The organism is Leisingera sp. ANG59, from assembly GCF_013317235.1.
Lineage (GTDB): Bacteria > Pseudomonadota > Alphaproteobacteria > Rhodobacterales > Rhodobacteraceae > Leisingera.
Map to the genome: position 1 here is coordinate 1 of NZ_WLCM01000010.1, position 16,971 is coordinate 16,971.

Genomic DNA, 16,971 nt, shown 5'->3' on the forward strand with positions numbered 1-16,971 from the left:
TAGGACAGGTTGTCGTCGTTGCTCACGATGGCTTCGAGAAGTCCAGGATCCTCGCGCAGCAGGCTGGCGACATGGGCGATGGAGCAGACGTAGGTCGTCGCTGCCATCACGCAGCCTCGCTGCGTTTCTGATCTGCTGGCTTCCAGTTCCAAGGGAGCAATTCGGCCAGCCGGTTGACCATGTGATCGTGGATACGGTCCAAGACATCTGCGAGGTAGGCCTGCGGATCGAGGCCGTTCATCTTTGCCGTCTCGATGACGGTCATGGCGCGGGCGAGCGTTTCACCGCCGGTATCCGAACCCGCGAATAGCCAGTTCCGCCTTCCAACGCCAATGGGCCGCAGCGCGCGCTCGGCGGGATTGTTGTCGATGGCCACGCGCCCGTCCTCCAGAAACAGCGTGAATGAAGCCCAGCGGCTCAGCCCGTAGCGGAACGCTTTGGCCAGATCACTCTTACCGGGAATACGGGTGAGCTGCCTTTCGGCCCAGTCCCGGAACGCATCAACCTTGGGCTTGCTTTCCTTTTGGCGCACGGCCAGCCGCAGTTCGGCAGGCTTGCCGCTGATTTCCCGTTCGATGTCGTAGAGCTTGCCGATACGGTCGAGCGCCTCGCGCGCGATTGCGGATTTCGTCGCGGTCCAGACATCGTGAAAGTCGCGGCGAAGATGCGCCCAGCACGCGGCCTCCCGGAACTGGCTCTTGCCGTCCAGGTCCGCGGCATAGAGCTTGGCATACCCCTTGTAGCCATCAGCCTGGAGAATGCCGCTGGTCTCGCCAAGATGGGCGAGGACATGCTCTTCCTTCCAGTCCGGGGCAAAGTGATAGACCGCACCGGGCGGGGCCGTGCCCGCCCATGGGCGCTGATCCCGGACATAGGCCCAGATTCGGCCTTTCTTGACGCCCTTTCCGAGCCCCTTGTCGCGGCGGCCGCGATCGAGAACCCGGATGGGTGTGTCATCTGCGTGCAGAAGATTGCTGGCCATAATCTCAGCCTCGATCTTCTCGATCAGCGGCGCCAGCGTCTTCATTGCCCCGCCGCACCAATCGACCAGGGTCGTGTCCGGGATGTCTGCCCCCATGCGGGCGAAGATCTCGTTCTGACGATACAACGGCACGTGGTCGTCGAACTTCGAGGTCAGCACATAAGCCAGAAGGTTCGGGCCCGCCATGCTCCGTGGGATCGGACGGCTGGGTGCCGGGCTTTGAACCATACGCTCGCAGCGCCGGCAGGATTTCTTGATACGCGCGATCTCGATGACCTTCAGCTGGGCTGCAATCATGTCGATCAGCTCGCTGACATCCTCCCCGACCACACGCAGATCACCCCCGCAATCCGGGCAACTGTCGCCGGGGTCAAGCTCGCGGCGTTCGCGCGGCGTGTCCTGCGACACCTTCGGACGACGGCGCCTCGACTCCCGCGGTTCGGCTGGTTCCGGGGGCTGGTTGTCCGTCTCCGGCTCATCGTCGCCATCCGGCGGCAGTTCATCCGCCTCGGCGAGCGCAACCTGCAGGTCCTCCAGCGCCAGTTCCAGTTGCTCGATCTCCCGCTCGATCTTTTCCGAACTGGAGCCGAATTTCTGCTTCTGCAATCTGGCAATCCGGACGCGTAGCGCCTGAACCAGCAGATCATGCGCCCGCAAACTGGCGGACATCTTCTGGTTTTCCGCCTGCAACGCGGCGATCATCGCCTTCAGAACGGCGGGATCATTGGGGAGAGGCATGGCTTCTGCGGACATGGCCGTGGATACCATACCTCCAGTCCAGGCACCATAAAAACAAGAGATTTCAGGGGGATAAATCAGCCTGTCCGGGCTGGTGGCGCGCCCCAATCCGGCCTGCGCCAGTCGATCCCCTCCCAGAGCATGGCCAACTGAGCGGGGGTCAGGCGCACGCTGCCATCAGCTGCCGCGGGCCATGGGAAACGCCCTTTCTCGAGGACTTTGTAATACAGGCAAAAGCCCTGGCCATCCCAGTACAAAAGTTTCACCCTGTCGCCGCGGCGCCCACGAAACGCGAACACGGCACCGTTTGACGGCCTCTGCCGCAAGATATCCTGCGCGATGGCCGACAGGCCCGCGATGCCCTTGCGCATATCAGTGTGACCGCAGGCCAGGTAAACGCGAACGCCGGTGCCTGGGCCGATCATGCTGCCTCCACCGCTTGGATCAAACGGGTCAGAACCGCCGGCTCCAAATGGGCATCAACCCGCAAGCTGCGGCCATTGCGCAAGACAACCTCAATCAACGCCAAGCTCGCTTCAGGGGCGCACGCTTCCGGCGGCGACGTAATATCGACGGGCAGGAATAGCGTCGCGTCGTCTGGCGTCAGAAGCCCCTTCCTCCTCAGCTCGTATCGCCAGGCATAGATCTGCTGCCGCCTGATCTCGTGGCGCTGTGCGACCTGCGACACGGTCGCGCCGTTCTCCCCGACCGAAAGCACAATCGCCAACTTCTCGTCGTCACTCCAGCGGCGCCGACGCTCCAAGCCAAGAATTTCGCCCCGCACAGCTGCCTCCCTCCCTGTAGGAGACGTCATTAAAGACGTCTTTATGGACGTCTCTTAGCAATCTCCGGCACACACGAGCAGGCGGTTCAAATCGGGCGGTTACCAGATCTGCTGCCGCCTGATCTCGTGGCGCTGTGCGACCTGCGACACGGTCGCGCCGTTCTCCCCGACCGAAAGCACAATCGCCAACTTCTCGTCGTCACTCCAGCGGCGCCGACGCTCCAAGCCAAGAATTTCGCCCCGCACAGCTGCCTCCCTCCCTGTAGGAGACGTCATTAAAGACGTCTTTATGGACGTCTCTTAGCAATCTCCGGCACACACGAGCAGGCGGTTCAAATCGGGCGGTTACGCCGGGTCCATATTCCGATCCGCGTGGTTAGCAGCCAGCCGCCCGCCGCGACCACCAAAAATGCCGTCAGCGCCACAAGAAAAATAGGACCGTTTGCCAGCAGGTTACGTGTTCTTGCTGCGATCCGTTCCATCGCCGGGGCCAGCCGTTCCTCCAAAGTTCCGCTGATCTCGGTTTCGTTTTCGATCGCAACCACGCCCTCAACCCGGTTGATGATCTGGTTCAGCCGGTCCTGCGCCGCATTGTCGATCACTTGTCCGGTAATCCTGACGACACCCTCGGAGACGGACACGTCCACGGCGGCGAAACCATCAATCTGCGCCAGCAGCTTTTCGATCCGGTTGAGGATCTCACTATCGCGCACAGCCTCGGCGCCAACTTCGATCTGGCCGTCTGTCTGAACCGTACCGTCTGCGGATTGCGCCAGGCTGCCCGACGCAGTGAAAGAAAGCACCGCGGCTGCCGTCACCCCCAGAACCTTACGCAATAGAACGCGGCTTGCATTCGCGGACCTCTTAACTCCCCCATTCAGCCTCAACTCGACTTCCTCCTCAGAGCAATTGCGGCGTTAAAATACACGGCCTGTTCCGCGACCAATACCCCGGTGGATCCGACGGAGCATTACTTAAAGCAGAACAGCGGGGCCGAACTCGCAGAGTGATACATCACTGCGCCACTGAGAAGGTCCGCGGAGGGATCCTTGCAGCTGTCCGCCTCGGCTCGCTCATCGGTTTTTCTGAAGTATTGCTGCGCTCCTCGCCGGGGCTAATTAATCTGCGACAACTAAAACGCCAAGGAAGAAGGCCAGAGAAAGAGCCCGGAAACGACAAAAGCTCCTTCCTGCCTGCGGTCTAAAGTTGGAGGTATTACTTTGAAAGTAAACAGAAAAACCGAATGGTGAAACAACGACTCCTGTTCCGCAAACCAGCTCTGACAGAGCTGTAATTTTTTTGAGTAACTGCACACTAGTATGTCACAGTTTAATGCGGTTCTGCTATTCAAGTGGCATGGCTCCTTCATCACTTAAGGAGACCTTATGGGCACTGAACCTAGTAGTGCGGACGCACCTATTCTAATTCTGACCGAAAACACGTTCGAGGCCCTCGACATCAACGACTACTTGATGCGCCGGGGACTGGACAACATTGTCAGCGAAACCAAGATCGAGCATTGCGATACATTCCTGGATGACAGCACGCCGCCTCCACGGCTGGTGTTCTTCGCATTCTCCCTCGGCGTTCCTGCGGCCCGGAACTGGATTCTTGCCGCGCGTGACAGGGTGTGGCGCATCATTCTGATAAACGGGAAAACCACAGACCCGGATGTGAAGGGGTTGCCAATGCTGACCAGGCCATTCGCGACCGCGCATCTGGACGCAGTCATGAACCAAATCGGGGAATAGCCACTGCTGGCCTCATCACGCACGGCAAAAACAACTGAAAAGGCGTCATGGCCTTTTCAGACCATTCCCTAGGCGCGTACTGCAGATTTCCTTGAAGGTTTTTCAGAAACAGGAGTTCCCCCTGCTCCTATTTTCAGGCGTCCAATTCGGTATCCCAGTACAGGAAGTCCATCCAGCTTTCATGCAGGTGGTTCGGCGGGAACTTGCGCCCGGTATTCCGCAACTCCTCCGCTCCGGGCCGGCGCGGCGGCTTGCGCAGCGACATCCCGGCCCGGTGCAGAGATTTTGACCCCTTTTTGAGGTTGCAAGGGCTGCAGGCCGCAACAACATTTTCCCAGCTGGTCACCCCGCCGGCCGCCCGCGGCACTACGTGGTCAAACGTCAGTTCACCCTTGCTGCCGCAATACTGGCAGCAGAATTCATCCCTCAGAAACAAATTAAAGCGCGTGAAGGCCACGCGCTTTTGAGGTTTTACGTAATCTTTCAGAACTACCACAGACGGTATTCGGATCTCTGTACTCGGACTGTGCACCACCTCGTCATATTCGGCCACAATGGCCACCCGATCGAGCCAGGCCGCCTTGACCGCGTCCTGCCAGGACCATAGTGACAGCGGATAGTATGAAAGCGGCCGGTAGTCCGCATTCAAAACCAATGCCGGGTGCTGTTTCAGCGCCCCCGGAGATCTGACAAACTCTGCCCTGAAATCGCCATCCATTTTTGAACGTCTTCCTCGCCCTGATCTTCCGTTTCCCGGAACCAGAGCGGGGAACCCGCCCCAGCCTGACTTTGACTATATATCGTGGTTGGCACCTGACAAGCCCCAATGATCCACAATATGTCGGGAGCAAGCTGCGCTGATTCCATAACAGGCCTATGACAGTTATCCACAGGCCGGAACGTGGACAGCCTCTTGCCTTGCCACCCTGGTCCGCCTATTGCCCAGCCATGACCCGTCTGATCCGCTTCAACAAACCCTTTGACGTGCTACCGCAATTCACCGACCGCGGCAGCCAGGACAACCCGCGGCCAACGCTCAGTCAGTTTATCGACTGCCCCGGCGTCTATGCTGCCGGCCGTCTCGACCGCGACAGCGAAGGCCTGATGCTGCTGACGGACAATGGCCGCCTTCAGTCCTGGATCACCGATCCCAAGCACAAGATGGACAAGACCTACTGGGTCCAGGTGGAGGGCATTCCCAGCGCCGAAGCACTCAGGCTGCTGGCGGAAGGCATTGATCTGAATGACGGAAAAACCCGGCCCGCCAAGGTTCAGGTTATCCCGGAGCCGCCCGGTCTTTGGGCGCGCACACCGCCTGTCCGTATGCGCAAGACGATCCCCGATAGCTGGATCACGCTAACCATCCGTGAAGGACGCAACCGCCAAGTGCGGCGGATGACTGCGGCTGTCGGGCACCCGACCCTGCGGCTGATCCGCTACAGCATCGGCGCCTGGACGCTGGACGGGCTGGCACAGGGCGCCTGGGAGGACCTGGAACCGCCCCGCGTGCCCGGCCCGCCCAAGCCGTCTCAGAAACCGCCGCGGAGGCCCAAGGCCGCATCGCAGCGCCCGGCAAGAGGTGACAGGCCCCGGCGCCGCTGATAGCCTGCCATCATGCTGCCTCAAGCCCCTTCCCCCGATGCCATTCTGGAAGCGTCGCTTTATGTCGACGATCTCGACGCGGCTGAAGAGTTTTACGGCAACCTGCTGGGGCTCGAATGCATCCAGCGGGTGGGCAACCGGCATGTGTTCTTTCGGTGCGGCAGTTCTGTCGTGCTGCTGTTCAACGCTGCAGAAACTGTGAAACCTCCCGGCAATCCACGCTTGCCGGTGCCGCCGCATGGTGCGCATGGGCCTGGGCATCTGTGTTTCACGCAATCCCGCGAGGATCTGCTGCGCATGCGGGCGCGGCTGCTGGCAGCAGACGTGGAGATCGAGGCCGAATTTGACTGGCCCAGCGGCGCGCGGTCGGTCTATTTCCGGGACCCGGCAGGCAATTCGCTTGAGATCGCAGAGCCGCATCTGTGGGCCCAGTGACCCACAGATCAGACTTGTTCTAATTCAGCGCTTTACAGGCTCAGCTTGTCCCGCATGAAGGCCAGTGCGACACTCAGCCCGTCCGGCGCAATGCCATGAGCGGTGCCCTTCTGGATATGGGCAAAGACGTCCTGGAAACCGGCCTCCTGAAGTGCTTCCGCGGCTGATGGCAGCGACTGCACCGGCACCACGTCGTCCTGATCGCCATGCACCAGCAGAACCGGCATCTTGGAAACCGCTTCATCCTTCAGCAGTTCCGGCGCCAGCAGACGGCCGGAGAACGCAACAACCCCTGCCACTGCATCCTCGCGCCGCGGCGCCACATGCAGACTCATCATCGTCCCCTGGCTGAACCCGAACAGAACGACCTGCTCTGGCAGCACGTCCTCGTCCACCATGAGCGCATTAAGGAAGGCGTTCAGATCCTCGACCGCGGCCTGCATCCCGCGCATGCTTTCTTCTTCCGACGAACCGTCAATCCACGGAATCGGAAACCACTGAAATCCAAACGGGGCTCCGGCGCAGGCCTCCGGTGCGTCAGGTGCGACAAACAGCGTGTCCGGCAAATGCTCGCCCAGCGGATCCGCCAGGCCCAGCAGGTCCGCGCCATTAGCGCCATAGCCATGCAGAAACACCACAACGGAGCGGGTTTCGCCGGAGAGCGGCTCCTTGCGGCCGGCATTCAGTACACGAGTCATCGGATTCCTTCCCTGTCCTTTACCACCCGGTAATAGGCCCAGAGAATGCGCGCCGCAACCGACCGCCACGGCGACCAGGCCTCGGCGATTTGCCGCATCTCCCGCTCCTTTGGACGTGCGGGGAGGTCAAACAGAACCCGCGTGGCCTCCTGCAGGGCCAGGTCGCCATGGGCAAACACGTCCGCACGGCCCAGCGAAAACATCGCGTAAATCTCCGCTGTCCAGACGCCAATCCCTGGAACCTGAACCAGCGTGGCAATCACCTCCGCATCAGGAGCATTACGCAACGCCTTGAAATCAATGCGCGCCTCCGCCAGCGCCCGGGCATATCGTATCTTCTGACGGCTAAGGCCGACCGCGCGCAGATCCCCGTCCGTTGCCCACTGAATCTTACGAGGCCCGGTCAGCTTGGCGTCTTTCATCCGTTTCCAGATCGCATTGGCGGAAGCCACGCTCACCTGCTGGCTGACAATAGCGCTCAGCAGTTCGGCAAACCCCTCTGGCTTGCGCCGCAACGGCAGCGGACCAGTCAGTTCCAGTGCTCGGGCGAAACGGCTGTCTTGAGCTGCCAGCCATTCGGCACCCTCTATGACACAAGCGCCGCATTGAATGATCCGGCCCGCGCCGGGCAGAAACTTCTGCTGATCTGACGCCACGTCACCCCCTTTGGCCACGGCAAAACGGCGGCCCTACAACGCGGCAAGCGCCTTGCCCCGCCCCCGGTTCACCGCTACGCATCCCATATGAGCATGACCATGACCACCCCCAGCGACGCGGTCGCCAAGAAAAACGTTGCCATCCTGGTGCTGGCCCAGGCGATCCTCGGCGCGCAAATGCCGATGATCTTTATCATTGGCGGCCTGGCGGGCCAGTCGCTTGCGTCCAATCCCTGCTTTGCGACGCTACCGATCTCGCTGATCGTGGGCGGCTCGATGCTGGCGGCCACGCCGGTTTCGGCAATTATGCAGCGCTGGGGTCGCCGGGCTGGTTTCTTTGTAGGCGCCGCCTTTGGCGCGACGGGCGGGCTGGTTGGCGCCTACGGTCTGTATCTCGGCTCCTTCCCGGTCTTCCTGCTCGGCAGCCTGATGACCGGCGTCTACATGAGCGCGCATGGCTTCTACCGGTTCGCAGCCGCTGACACCGCCTCAGAGGCGTTCCGTCCAAAGGCGATTTCCTATGTGATGGCCGGAGGCCTTGCAGCTGCCCTGATCGGCCCGCAACTGGTCAAGCTGACCAGCCAAGCCTTTGTTATTCCGTTTCTTGGTACCTACCTGACGGTGATTGCCGTCAACGTGTTCGGCGCCGCTCTGTTCCTGCTGCTGGATATTCCCAAACCACCAGCGCCCAGCCATGACAGCCCCAAGGGGCGCAGCCGTCTTGAACTGCTGAAGACGCCGGTTATCGCCGTCTCGGTAATCTGTGCAATGGTTTCCTACGCATTGATGAACCTTGTCATGACATCGACCCCGCTGGCCGTGGTAGGGTGCGGTTTCACTCAGGGCAATGCCTCCGATGTGGTGATGTTCCACGTTCTGGCGATGTATGTGCCGTCCTTTTTCACCGGCCATCTGATTGCCCGTTTCGGCGTGGAAAAGATCGTCGCTGCGGGTCTGATCATTCTCGCCGGCGCCGGCGCAGTCGCGCTCCAAGGCGTTGAACTGGAAAACTTCTTCATCGCGCTTGTGCTGCTCGGCCTTGGCTGGAATTTCGGCTTCATCGGCGCCACCACCATGCTGGCCGGCGCCCATGACAGCCACGAGAAAGGCCGGATGCAGGGGTTGAATGACCTGCTTGTATTTGGCGGTGTCACCATGGCGTCGTTGTCCTCCGGCGGCCTGATGAACTGCTCCGGTGGCAATCCGGTGGACGGCTGGAACGCGGTCAACATGGCCATGGCGCCCTTCCTGGTTCTTGCAGGCGGTGCGTTGATGTGGCTGGTAATGCGGCCCAAAGAGGCCTGACCGGCTCCGCTTGAAACTCAGGAGAAATTAATACAGGCGCCGAAACGGGCGCCTATTATTTTCAATCACGTTCGTTACCAGCGCCCGGTGACCGCCCGCCGCATCAACCCCGCCCGGCGCCGGAACTCGCTCAGGCCTAGGCCCCCCTGCGCAACCCGCTCAGGCTCCCGGACGGCCTGTTTAAGAACCGCTTCCGCCTGCCAGCCTGCGAGCAGCGCTGTCCCAGCCGGCTTCGAAACAGCCGCCCTCGAAAAATGCGCTTCTTTTAGTTTTTTCAGCCCCTTGCGCGCCAAAGCTTGCACCCCTTCCAAGGTGCCATCCAGCAGCGGAATCCGCTTCTGCGACTCCAGTTCAGGGATAGCGCGCAGCCAGCTAGCAACACCCGCGCCATAGCCGAAGTCCCTGACCACTGCCTCATCGGCCGGCCCCAAGGAGGCTGCCGCCATCCACATCAGCGAGCCGCTGGTGCGGTTGATGTAGCGGTCAAACTCCGTCTCATCTTCAAAGGGGTCCTTGTAAATGTCCCAGCGCCGCGCCTCTGCCATGCCGTCGATACAGGCCGCCAGTTCGGGCTTCAGCAACCTCGCCAACGGTGTCGCCACATAGTGGCGGCGGACCGGCTTGCCCTCCGCTATCTCCGCGCCAACGTCGCGCCACCATTGCACCCTCATCTCCGCAATCATGCTCTCCTGGCTAGCCCAGGGCGCCCGCGCCAGTTCAATATTGAAAGCATACAGCGCAAACAGCAGCGGCCGCGCCTGAACCGGTGCCGCCATGGTGGCGAGAAACCGGTCCGGGTCGCTCTTCTGAACCAGGTCCGCGCAGGCGGTCAGGTCAGCGTCAAACTGCATCCGCCAGCCCGGCCCCGCTGTCATGGATCAGCTTCCAGCGGATTGCGTCCAGCAGCGCCTCGAAAGAGGCGTCGATTATGTTCGCGCTGACGCCGACGGTAGACCAGCGATGGCCCTGGCTGTCCTCGCTGTCGATGATAACCCGGGTAACGGCCTCGGTGCCGCCCTGGGTGATCCGCACCTTGAAGTCCACCAACCGCATGTCCTCCAGCTGTGCGGAGTAACGCCCCAGATCCTTGCTCAGCGCCCGCGCCAGCGCGTTCACCGGCCCGCGGTCGCTGCCGGTTTCATCCAGCGATTCACTGACCGACAGGCGTTTCTCGCCATCAACCTTCACCACGACCACCGCCTCGGACAGACTGACCATGCGGTTATACTTGTTCTTCCGCCGCTCAACGGTGACCTTGTAGCGCTTGACCTCAAAGAAGTCCGGCAGCTGGCCCAGCTCCTTGCGAGCCAGCAGCTCAAACGACGCTTGCGCGGTGTCGTAGGAATAGCCCTCAGCCTCGCGCTCCTTGATCCGCTCCAGGATCCGTGCCAGCGCCGGGTCGCCGTTTTCAACGCTCAACCCTGCATCGGTCAAACGCTTGCGCAGGTTCGACTGCCCGGCCTGGTTCGACATCGGGATCACCCGCGCATTGCCGACCCTGCCCGGCTCGATGTGTTCATAAGTGGACGGGTCTTTCAGGATCGCGCTGGCGTGCAGCCCCGCCTTATGGGCAAAGGCCGAGGCCCCCACATAGGCCGCCTGCCGCACCGGGACGCGGTTCAGGATATCGTCCAGCATCCGGCTGGTCCGGGTCAGGCCAGCCAGCGCCTCCAGGCTCACCCCGGTCTCGAACTTGCTGGCATAGGGCTCCTTCAGCAGCAGCGTCGGGATCAGCGCGGTCAGGTTGGCATTGCCGCAGCGTTCGCCCAGACCGTTCAGGGTTCCCTGGATCTGCCGCGCCCCGGCATCCACCGCCGCCAAGGAGCAGGCCACAGCATTTTCTGTGTCATTATGGGTATGTATGCCCAGTTTCTCACCTGGAATTCCGGCGGCAACAACCTCCGCAACGATGCGGCTCACCTCGGCTGGCAAGGCGCCGCCGTTGGTATCGCACAGCACCACCCAGCGCGCCCCGGCCTCCAGCGCGGCGCGGCAAGCCGCCAGCGCGTAAGCCGGATTGCCCTTGTAGCCGTCAAAGAAATGCTCGGCATCAAACAGCGCCTCGCGCCCCTGCGCCGCGATATGGGCGACCGAGGCGCGGATGTTGTCGAGGTTCTCTTCCAGCGTGATCCCCAGCGCATGGGTCACGTGGTAGTCGTGGCTCTTGCCGACCAGACAGACGGCCGGAGTGCCGGCGTTCATCACCGCCGCCAGCACATCGTCATTTTCCGCGGACCGCCCGGCCCGTTTGGTCATGCCGAATGCGGTCATGGTGGCGCGGGTTTCCGGCGCCTCCCCGAAAAAGGCGCTGTCGGTCGGGTTTGCACCCGGCCAGCCGCCTTCGATGTAATCGACCCCCAGCCCGTCCAGCGCCTGGGCGATCTGCTTTTTTTCAGCGGTGGAGAACTGCACCCCCTGGGTCTGCTGCCCGTCCCGCAGGGTCGTGTCGTAGAGGTAAAGGCGTTCCTTGGCCATCACAGCGCCTCCAGCTTGGCCGGATCAAACCCGGCTCCCGGCAGCAATTCGACCCCGGCCTTGCTCATCCGCACTTCCAGTCCCGCCTCTACAAAGGCAGCTTTCAGTTGATCGACTTCCGAAAAGTTCTTGCTTTCCATAGCCTTCTGACGGGCTTCGAACAGCTTTTGCTCAAATGCGGAAAGGTCGACAGAGGGCGCGGAGGCCCAGGCGCCCATCTCATCCGTCAGCAGACCCAGCATCTGCGCCGACGCCAGCAGCCCGGCGGCATCGCCCGCCGCTGCCAGCTTGTGCAGCTCGGCAATCGCGCCGGCCGAATTCAGGTCATCGGCCAGTGCATCCAGGACCGCGGCAGCAGCGCTGGACGCAGGTTCGATGCCCGCGGTCAGCGCCCGCCACTTGCGCAGCGTGGCTTCTGCTTCCTTGGCCTTCTTGTCGGTCCAGTCCATCGGCTTGCGGTAATGGGTCTGCAGGAACACCAGCCGGATCACCTCACCGGGATAACCCTGGTCCAGCAGATCGCGCACGGTGAAAAAGTTGCCTAGGGATTTGGACATCTTCTTGCCTTCCACCTGCAGCATCTCGTTGTGCAGCCAGAAACGTGCAAACTCACCTTCCGGATGGGCGCAGCAGCTTTGCGCAATTTCATTCTCGTGGTGCGGGAACATCAGGTCGTTGCCGCCGCCGTGAATATCGAAGGTCTCTCCCAGCAGCTCAAAAGACATCGCCGAGCATTCGATGTGCCAGCCCGGCCGTCCGCGGCCCCAGGGGCTGTCCCAGCCCGGCAGATCGTCGGTGGAGGGTTTCCACAGCACAAAATCCATCGGGTTCTTCTTGTAGGGCGCCACTTCAACCCGGGCACCGGCGATCATGTCATCAACAGACCGGCCCGACAGTTTGCCATAAAGCTCCTTCCAGCTGTCGACAGCAAACAACACATGGTCCTCCGCTGCATAAGCGTGGCCCTTGGCTATCAGATCCTCGATCATCGCCACCATCTGCGGGATGTATTCGGTTGCCCTTGGCATGTGGTCCGGCTCCAGGGCGCCCAACTCGCCCATGTCGTCAAGAAACCACTGGGTCGTCTCGGCGGTAATGTCCCCGATCGGCCGCCCGCTCTCGGCGGCGCGGTTGTTGATCTTGTCGTCAACGTCCGTGAAGTTCCGGGCGTAAGTCACTTTATCTGCGCCATAAACCTCGCGTAGAAGGCGATACAGCACGTCAAACACCACCACCGGCCGGGCATTGCCCAGATGCGCCCGGTCATAAACCGTGGGGCCGCAGACATACATCCGCACTTTGCTGGCGTCGATCGGCTCAAAGACCTCTTTCTTGCGGGTCTTCGTGTTCTGCAGCTTGATCACTCTGTCCTTGGTTCCCATGCCCGGTTCCTTTTGCATGCCCAGCTCTAAACGGCCGGCACCACCCATTGCGCGCAACGCGGGCTTAGCAACTTGTCAGGGAAATGAAAACGACAGAAACCAGCCCGCTGATATGTCAGCAGGTAATGCAGCAGATAATGGTGGTGCATTTCTGGTTCATGCAGGCTGCTTAGCACGGGGCGGCAGCCCCGCCAAGCCTTTTGGCAGCCTGAAACGGAAGAGGCCGCCCGGCCTGCCTTGGGTACAGACCAGGCGGCCAGCGGCGCGGCGGAACTAGAGTGCCGCGCCGGTGCTTGTGTCAGTTTAGAACTTGAAAGATGCGCGCAGCGACACCGAGGTGGCATCCGAGCCAACGCCCGAGGTGCCGAACTCGTCGAAGTCATGCTCCAGCAGTTCGCCGCCGATCTGCCACTGGTCGGTCACCTGATAGGCCAGGCCGACACCATAGAAGTCGCCGGTTTCGCTGCCCAGCGAACTGTCGGCCTCAGCCACTCCGCCGGTCACATAGGCCAGCACCCGGCCGAAGTCATAGCCGGCCTTCACCTTGGCGCGGGCCACCGAGTCGACAGTTGCGCCGCCGCCCAGATCCAGGTCGGTTGCGTCATAGTCCAGTTCCCCGCCCAGCACGAAACGGCCGAAATCATAATTGTAGCCGCCGTGGACACCGTAAGCGGTATCATCACCCGAGGCACCGTTGCTGGCATCCGCGTCCAACTGGCCGATCTGGCCACCCAGATAGAAACCGGTCCAATCGCCGCCCTCATTGACCACAACCGGCGCCGGAGCCGGCGCGGGTTCAACCACCGGCTCAACCAGATTGCCGGCAAAGGCCGCACTGCCCATTACGGTTGCGATGGCTGTCATAGCTACGAAACGAGTCATTCAGACTTCTCCTTTTGCAGTCCCGGCGCAGGCTGTGCGCCGTTGACGCCTACAAAAGGTCTTTGCCCCGTAGTTTCCAGAGCCGCCCGGTTCACGAGCTTTGACTTGGCGGTGAGTGGCCGAAACCCCGTACCCAAACGCGCTTTTCCGCCGGTGTCTGGAAGCGAAATTCCGCCAAGCCATTGAAATACCCAAGAGCTTTTCCTACCGCCGGGCTGAAACACGCTGACGCGCGATCAAAACCGGAATGCAGCACCCAGGGCCAGGGTTTCGCCGCGCGGACTGCCGCTGCCATCTCTCGGGCCGGCCTCATGATGGAGCAGTTCCCCGGTCAATTGAAGGGCGCGATTCAAGGAAACTCTCATACCGAAGCCAAACAGGGTCCCATGGCGGCTGCGGCCCGAATTTTCGGCCCGCAGCCCGCCGACAGTTACAAAGCCGGTTGCAGGTCCAAAGTCGTACCCCGCATGCAGGCGCAGCTGATGTGTTTCCTCCGCCTGCAGGGCCCGCGCAAGCGGCCCTGTCTGCCCGGTTGCAACGCTGCCTCCCAAGATCAACCCCTCCGAGTCCTGACCGTAACCAAAAGCAAAGGAACGGCCCTCCCCACCCGGAATGCTGTATGTGAACGGGCCTGATCCATCAGAAGCAGATCGACCGCGATCCTCGGCCAACCCGGATTGCCCGTGCAATGCGGCAATGGCAAATACCGCGGCGAACGTTTGGCAGAGTTTGGTCATCCTAACCATCGGCATGTGGCTTTGCCTTCTTGCAATGCGCCGTTCAGCGCGCCATCCCCCTAGCCCCCCGCTTATAAGCATTAATGCTTAATATTTCGTTCCAAGACTGCCTGAAAACCTGCTGTTCAAGAAGCGTTAAAAGCGACGCCTTCACCATAAAAAGTAGAGAAATTTATTTACTGTTCACGCTTAAGGGACTCCTCCCCAGGCCGCCATGAAAAAAATGTCGCATTTTTCACCGAAGTCGTTATCGTGCTAGAAACTTCGCAAATGCATGCCAAACTGCCGCGAAGACCACAGGAGACCGCATGCAGGAAGAACGCAGCCTTCTTAACCTCGTCTGCCGCACCATAGGCGCGGCACGGGGACGCGCCGCCAGGGGCAGGCCGTACTGAGTTGAAATAAAACACGTTTCAACTCACATACCTGAAAGGCTCCCAAAATGAACGACCAAGCCTCCCCTGCCCGCGCCACCCGCAGCGGCGGGCGCAATGCACGCCGTGCAGCCCGTGCCGCCGCCCTCCCGGATCATCTGCGCCCGGTCCGCCCCGGCATGGAATCCACCGCCCTGAAGATGCTGAGCCAGGCTGACATGGAAAAGATCCACGAGGCGGCCCTCACCGCGCTTGAGGAAATCGGCCTTGCTGACGCTCCGCAGAGCGGGATCGACTACCTGACTGCCGCAGGCTGCACTCTTGGCGACGACGGCCGCATCCGCTTTCCCCGCGCTCTGGTGGAAGACACAATCGCCAAGGCAAACCGCTCCGTCACCCTTTTCAGCCGCGATGGAAAATCCGATCTGCAGCTGTCCGGCGGCCGCGTCCACTATGGCACCGCAGGTGCGGCAGTCAGCGTGGTCGATGTGCAAGGCAGGAATTACCGCGATTCCACCGTGCAGGATCTGCATGACGCGGCCCGCATCTGCGACCAGCTGGACAACATCCACTTTGTCCAGCGCCCGATGGTATGCCGGGACATCCCCGACAATTGCGAGATGGACTTGAACTCCATCTACGCCTGCACTGCAGGCACCACCAAACATGTCGGCGTCTCCTTCACGGAACCAGGCTTTGTCAAACCAGGCCTTGAACTGCTGCACATGATTGCAGGCGGTGAGGACAAATGGCGCGAGCGCCCGTTTGTTTCCAACTCCAACTGCTTCGTTGTTCCACCGATGAAGTTCGCCACGGAATCCTGCGAAGTAATGGAGGAATGCATCAAGGGCGGCATGCCTGTGCTTCTTTTGTCGGCAGGCATGGCCGGCGCAACCGCTCCCTCGACCATTGCCGGCGCGATCACCCAGGCGGTTGCCGAATGCCTGGCAGGACTAGTTTATGTAAACGCTGTAACGCCCGGTGCCCCGGCGATTTTTGGCACCTGGCCCTTCGGCCTTGATCTGCGCACAGGCGCCATGTCCGTCGGCTCCGGCGAGCAGGCTTTGCTGACCGCGGGCTGCGCCCAGATGCACAAGTTCTACAACCTGCCTGGCGGCGCCGCCGCTGGCGCCTCGGATTCAAAATTGCCGGACATGCAGGCCGGCTGGGAACAGATGTGTTCCGCCGTTATGGCGGGGCTTTCAGGGCTCAACATGGTCTATGAGGCCGCGGGGATGCATGCCTCGCTGCTTGGCTTCTGCCTGGAATCGCTGATCCTGGACAATGACCTGCTGGGCCAGGCGCAACGCTGTGTCCGCGGTATTGAGGTCAACGACGAAACTCTCGCCCTCGACCAGATGCGCGCCACCTGCCTTGGCGGACCCGGGCACTACCTGGGCACTGATCAGACACTTGGCCGCATGCAAGTGGACTATGTGTACCCGGATCTGGGCGACCGCACGTCCCCTAAAGAATGGGCAGAGCGCGACAAGCCGGACCTGATTGAAAAAGCGGTCGCCAAAAAAGAGAAAATCCTGTCCGAACGCGCTGCAGCACGGTTTGACGCGGAAACCGACATGGCAATCCGCCGAAGATTCAATATTCATCTGCCTGCCTGACGCGGAGCTGGATGACTTTTCATCGGGCCGGGTTGACCGGCCCGTTTTCTTTTGGCTGACGGCTTTGGCATCAGTCAGAAGTGGCGCATTTCATTTCTGAAAATTTTCTTAACTTCAAACTTGAAGCACCCTGCCACCCAGGTTAACCTCTTGTTAAGAAGCGCATATTCACACACCGGAGCATCACTTCTGGCGTCTCAACCTGCAGAAATGAGACTGCAGGCGCACAAAACCGCCTTGCAAAATCGCAAAACATGCCGGTTTTGGGAAAACCTGAAGGCAGACGCATTGCAAAAATGCTGGAAGCGGCGCGCGAGCTGACCCGCGCACTAAAGTTTGCGCTTTTGCTTGCAAATAGCCGCGAGAGGTGAAAGCAAACGCCGATCTCTACAAAACAAAGTGCGCGCGTTAACTTTTCATTCGGCGGCACAGTGTTGCCGGGTTCAGAATTCACCGTATCTGACGACTGTCGCGTTAACTTGTTTCTAGGCGCTCGGAGACCTCTCCGGCACCGTCAGCAGCGCCAGTTCCTTTGCAGAACTCCCTGCCCG

At 61.0% G+C, this 16,971-nt stretch carries 18 protein-coding genes; 5 read left to right on the forward strand and 13 right to left on the reverse strand.

Features of this window, described 5'->3' with window-relative positions; translation table 11 throughout:
* Positions 1–106: 106 nt before the first annotated feature.
* The 5 genes from GKC28_RS11045 to GKC28_RS11065 form a co-directional block, all read right to left on the reverse strand.
* Positions 107–1,735, reverse strand: a complete 1,629-nt coding sequence (locus tag GKC28_RS11045; RefSeq protein ID WP_174147074.1) for an IS66 family transposase — start codon at positions 1,733–1,735, stop codon at positions 107–109.
* A gap of 62 nt (positions 1,736–1,797) precedes the next feature.
* The gene (tnpB, locus tag GKC28_RS11050; protein WP_174146948.1) at positions 1,798–2,145 is read right to left on the reverse strand and encodes an IS66 family insertion sequence element accessory protein TnpB; all 348 of its coding nucleotides are present in this window, start codon (positions 2,143–2,145) and stop codon (positions 1,798–1,800) included.
* A complete protein-coding gene (locus GKC28_RS11055) occupies positions 2,142–2,504 on the reverse strand; it encodes a transposase (RefSeq protein ID WP_217434051.1) in 363 nt (120 codons plus the stop codon). The genes tnpB and GKC28_RS11055 overlap by 4 nt, the downstream gene beginning before the upstream one ends.
* A gap of 99 nt (positions 2,505–2,603) precedes the next feature.
* Complete coding sequence (locus GKC28_RS26825; protein WP_368041111.1) at positions 2,604–2,780, reverse strand: transposase; 177 nt, start codon at positions 2,778–2,780, stop codon at positions 2,604–2,606.
* 56 nt (positions 2,781–2,836) lie between these two features.
* On the reverse strand, positions 2,837–3,340 hold the full coding sequence (locus GKC28_RS11065; protein ID WP_254604207.1) for a BON domain-containing protein: 504 nt from the start codon (positions 3,338–3,340) through the stop codon (positions 2,837–2,839).
* A 549-nt stretch (positions 3,341–3,889) separates the two neighbouring features.
* Here GKC28_RS11065 and GKC28_RS11070 point away from each other — a divergent pair.
* On the forward strand, positions 3,890–4,255 hold the full coding sequence (locus GKC28_RS11070; protein WP_174146951.1) for a hypothetical protein: 366 nt from the start codon (positions 3,890–3,892) through the stop codon (positions 4,253–4,255).
* A 133-nt stretch (positions 4,256–4,388) separates the two neighbouring features.
* Here GKC28_RS11070 and GKC28_RS11075 read toward each other — a convergent pair whose 3' ends face one another.
* Positions 4,389–4,973 carry an HNH endonuclease gene (locus GKC28_RS11075; protein ID WP_019297838.1) on the reverse strand — a complete coding sequence of 195 codons (585 nt, stop codon included), beginning with the start codon at positions 4,971–4,973 and terminating at the stop codon, positions 4,389–4,391.
* A gap of 230 nt (positions 4,974–5,203) precedes the next feature.
* Here GKC28_RS11075 and GKC28_RS11080 point away from each other — a divergent pair, with 230 nt between their 5' ends.
* On the forward strand, positions 5,204–5,857 hold the full coding sequence (locus GKC28_RS11080) for a pseudouridine synthase (RefSeq protein ID WP_174146952.1): 654 nt from the start codon (positions 5,204–5,206) through the stop codon (positions 5,855–5,857).
* Between the two features lie 12 nt (positions 5,858–5,869).
* On the forward strand, positions 5,870–6,292 hold the full coding sequence (locus GKC28_RS11085) for a VOC family protein (protein WP_174146953.1): 423 nt from the start codon (positions 5,870–5,872) through the stop codon (positions 6,290–6,292).
* A 32-nt stretch (positions 6,293–6,324) separates the two neighbouring features.
* Here GKC28_RS11085 and GKC28_RS11090 read toward each other — a convergent pair whose 3' ends face one another.
* Positions 6,325–6,990: an alpha/beta hydrolase gene (locus tag GKC28_RS11090; RefSeq protein WP_174146954.1), complete on the reverse strand. Its 666-nt coding sequence runs from the start codon at positions 6,988–6,990 to the stop codon at positions 6,325–6,327.
* Positions 6,987–7,646 carry a DNA-3-methyladenine glycosylase gene (locus GKC28_RS11095; protein ID WP_368041112.1) on the reverse strand — a complete coding sequence of 220 codons (660 nt, stop codon included), beginning with the start codon at positions 7,644–7,646 and terminating at the stop codon, positions 6,987–6,989. The genes GKC28_RS11090 and GKC28_RS11095 overlap by 4 nt, the downstream gene beginning before the upstream one ends.
* Before the next feature lie 87 nt (positions 7,647–7,733).
* Between GKC28_RS11095 and GKC28_RS11100 the strand changes: the two genes are divergently transcribed.
* Positions 7,734–8,951 carry an MFS transporter gene (locus GKC28_RS11100; RefSeq protein WP_174146955.1) on the forward strand — a complete coding sequence of 406 codons (1,218 nt, stop codon included), beginning with the start codon at positions 7,734–7,736 and terminating at the stop codon, positions 8,949–8,951.
* A gap of 74 nt (positions 8,952–9,025) precedes the next feature.
* Here GKC28_RS11100 and GKC28_RS11105 read toward each other — a convergent pair whose 3' ends face one another.
* From GKC28_RS11105 to GKC28_RS11125, 5 genes are all read right to left on the reverse strand, one after another.
* On the reverse strand, positions 9,026–9,802 hold the full coding sequence (locus GKC28_RS11105) for a squalene/phytoene synthase family protein (protein ID WP_174147076.1): 777 nt from the start codon (positions 9,800–9,802) through the stop codon (positions 9,026–9,028).
* Positions 9,792–11,426, reverse strand: coding sequence for a citramalate synthase (gene cimA, locus GKC28_RS11110; protein ID WP_174146956.1), 1,635 nt, complete (start codon positions 11,424–11,426; stop codon positions 9,792–9,794). Before cimA ends, GKC28_RS11105 begins: the two co-directional genes overlap by 11 nt.
* On the reverse strand, positions 11,426–12,808 hold the full coding sequence (cysS, locus tag GKC28_RS11115) for a cysteine--tRNA ligase (protein WP_174147077.1): 1,383 nt from the start codon (positions 12,806–12,808) through the stop codon (positions 11,426–11,428). The genes cimA and cysS overlap by 1 nt, the downstream gene beginning before the upstream one ends.
* Positions 12,809–13,111: 303 nt before the next feature.
* Complete coding sequence (locus GKC28_RS11120; protein WP_174146957.1) at positions 13,112–13,690, reverse strand: outer membrane protein; 579 nt, start codon at positions 13,688–13,690, stop codon at positions 13,112–13,114.
* Between the two features lie 236 nt (positions 13,691–13,926).
* A complete protein-coding gene (locus GKC28_RS11125; RefSeq protein ID WP_254604208.1) occupies positions 13,927–14,427 on the reverse strand; it encodes a hypothetical protein in 501 nt (166 codons plus the stop codon).
* Between the two features lie 442 nt (positions 14,428–14,869).
* Here GKC28_RS11125 and GKC28_RS11130 point away from each other — a divergent pair, with 442 nt between their 5' ends.
* On the forward strand, positions 14,870–16,420 hold the full coding sequence (locus GKC28_RS11130) for a trimethylamine methyltransferase family protein (RefSeq protein ID WP_174146959.1): 1,551 nt from the start codon (positions 14,870–14,872) through the stop codon (positions 16,418–16,420).
* Positions 16,421–16,971: the final 551 nt, after the last annotated feature.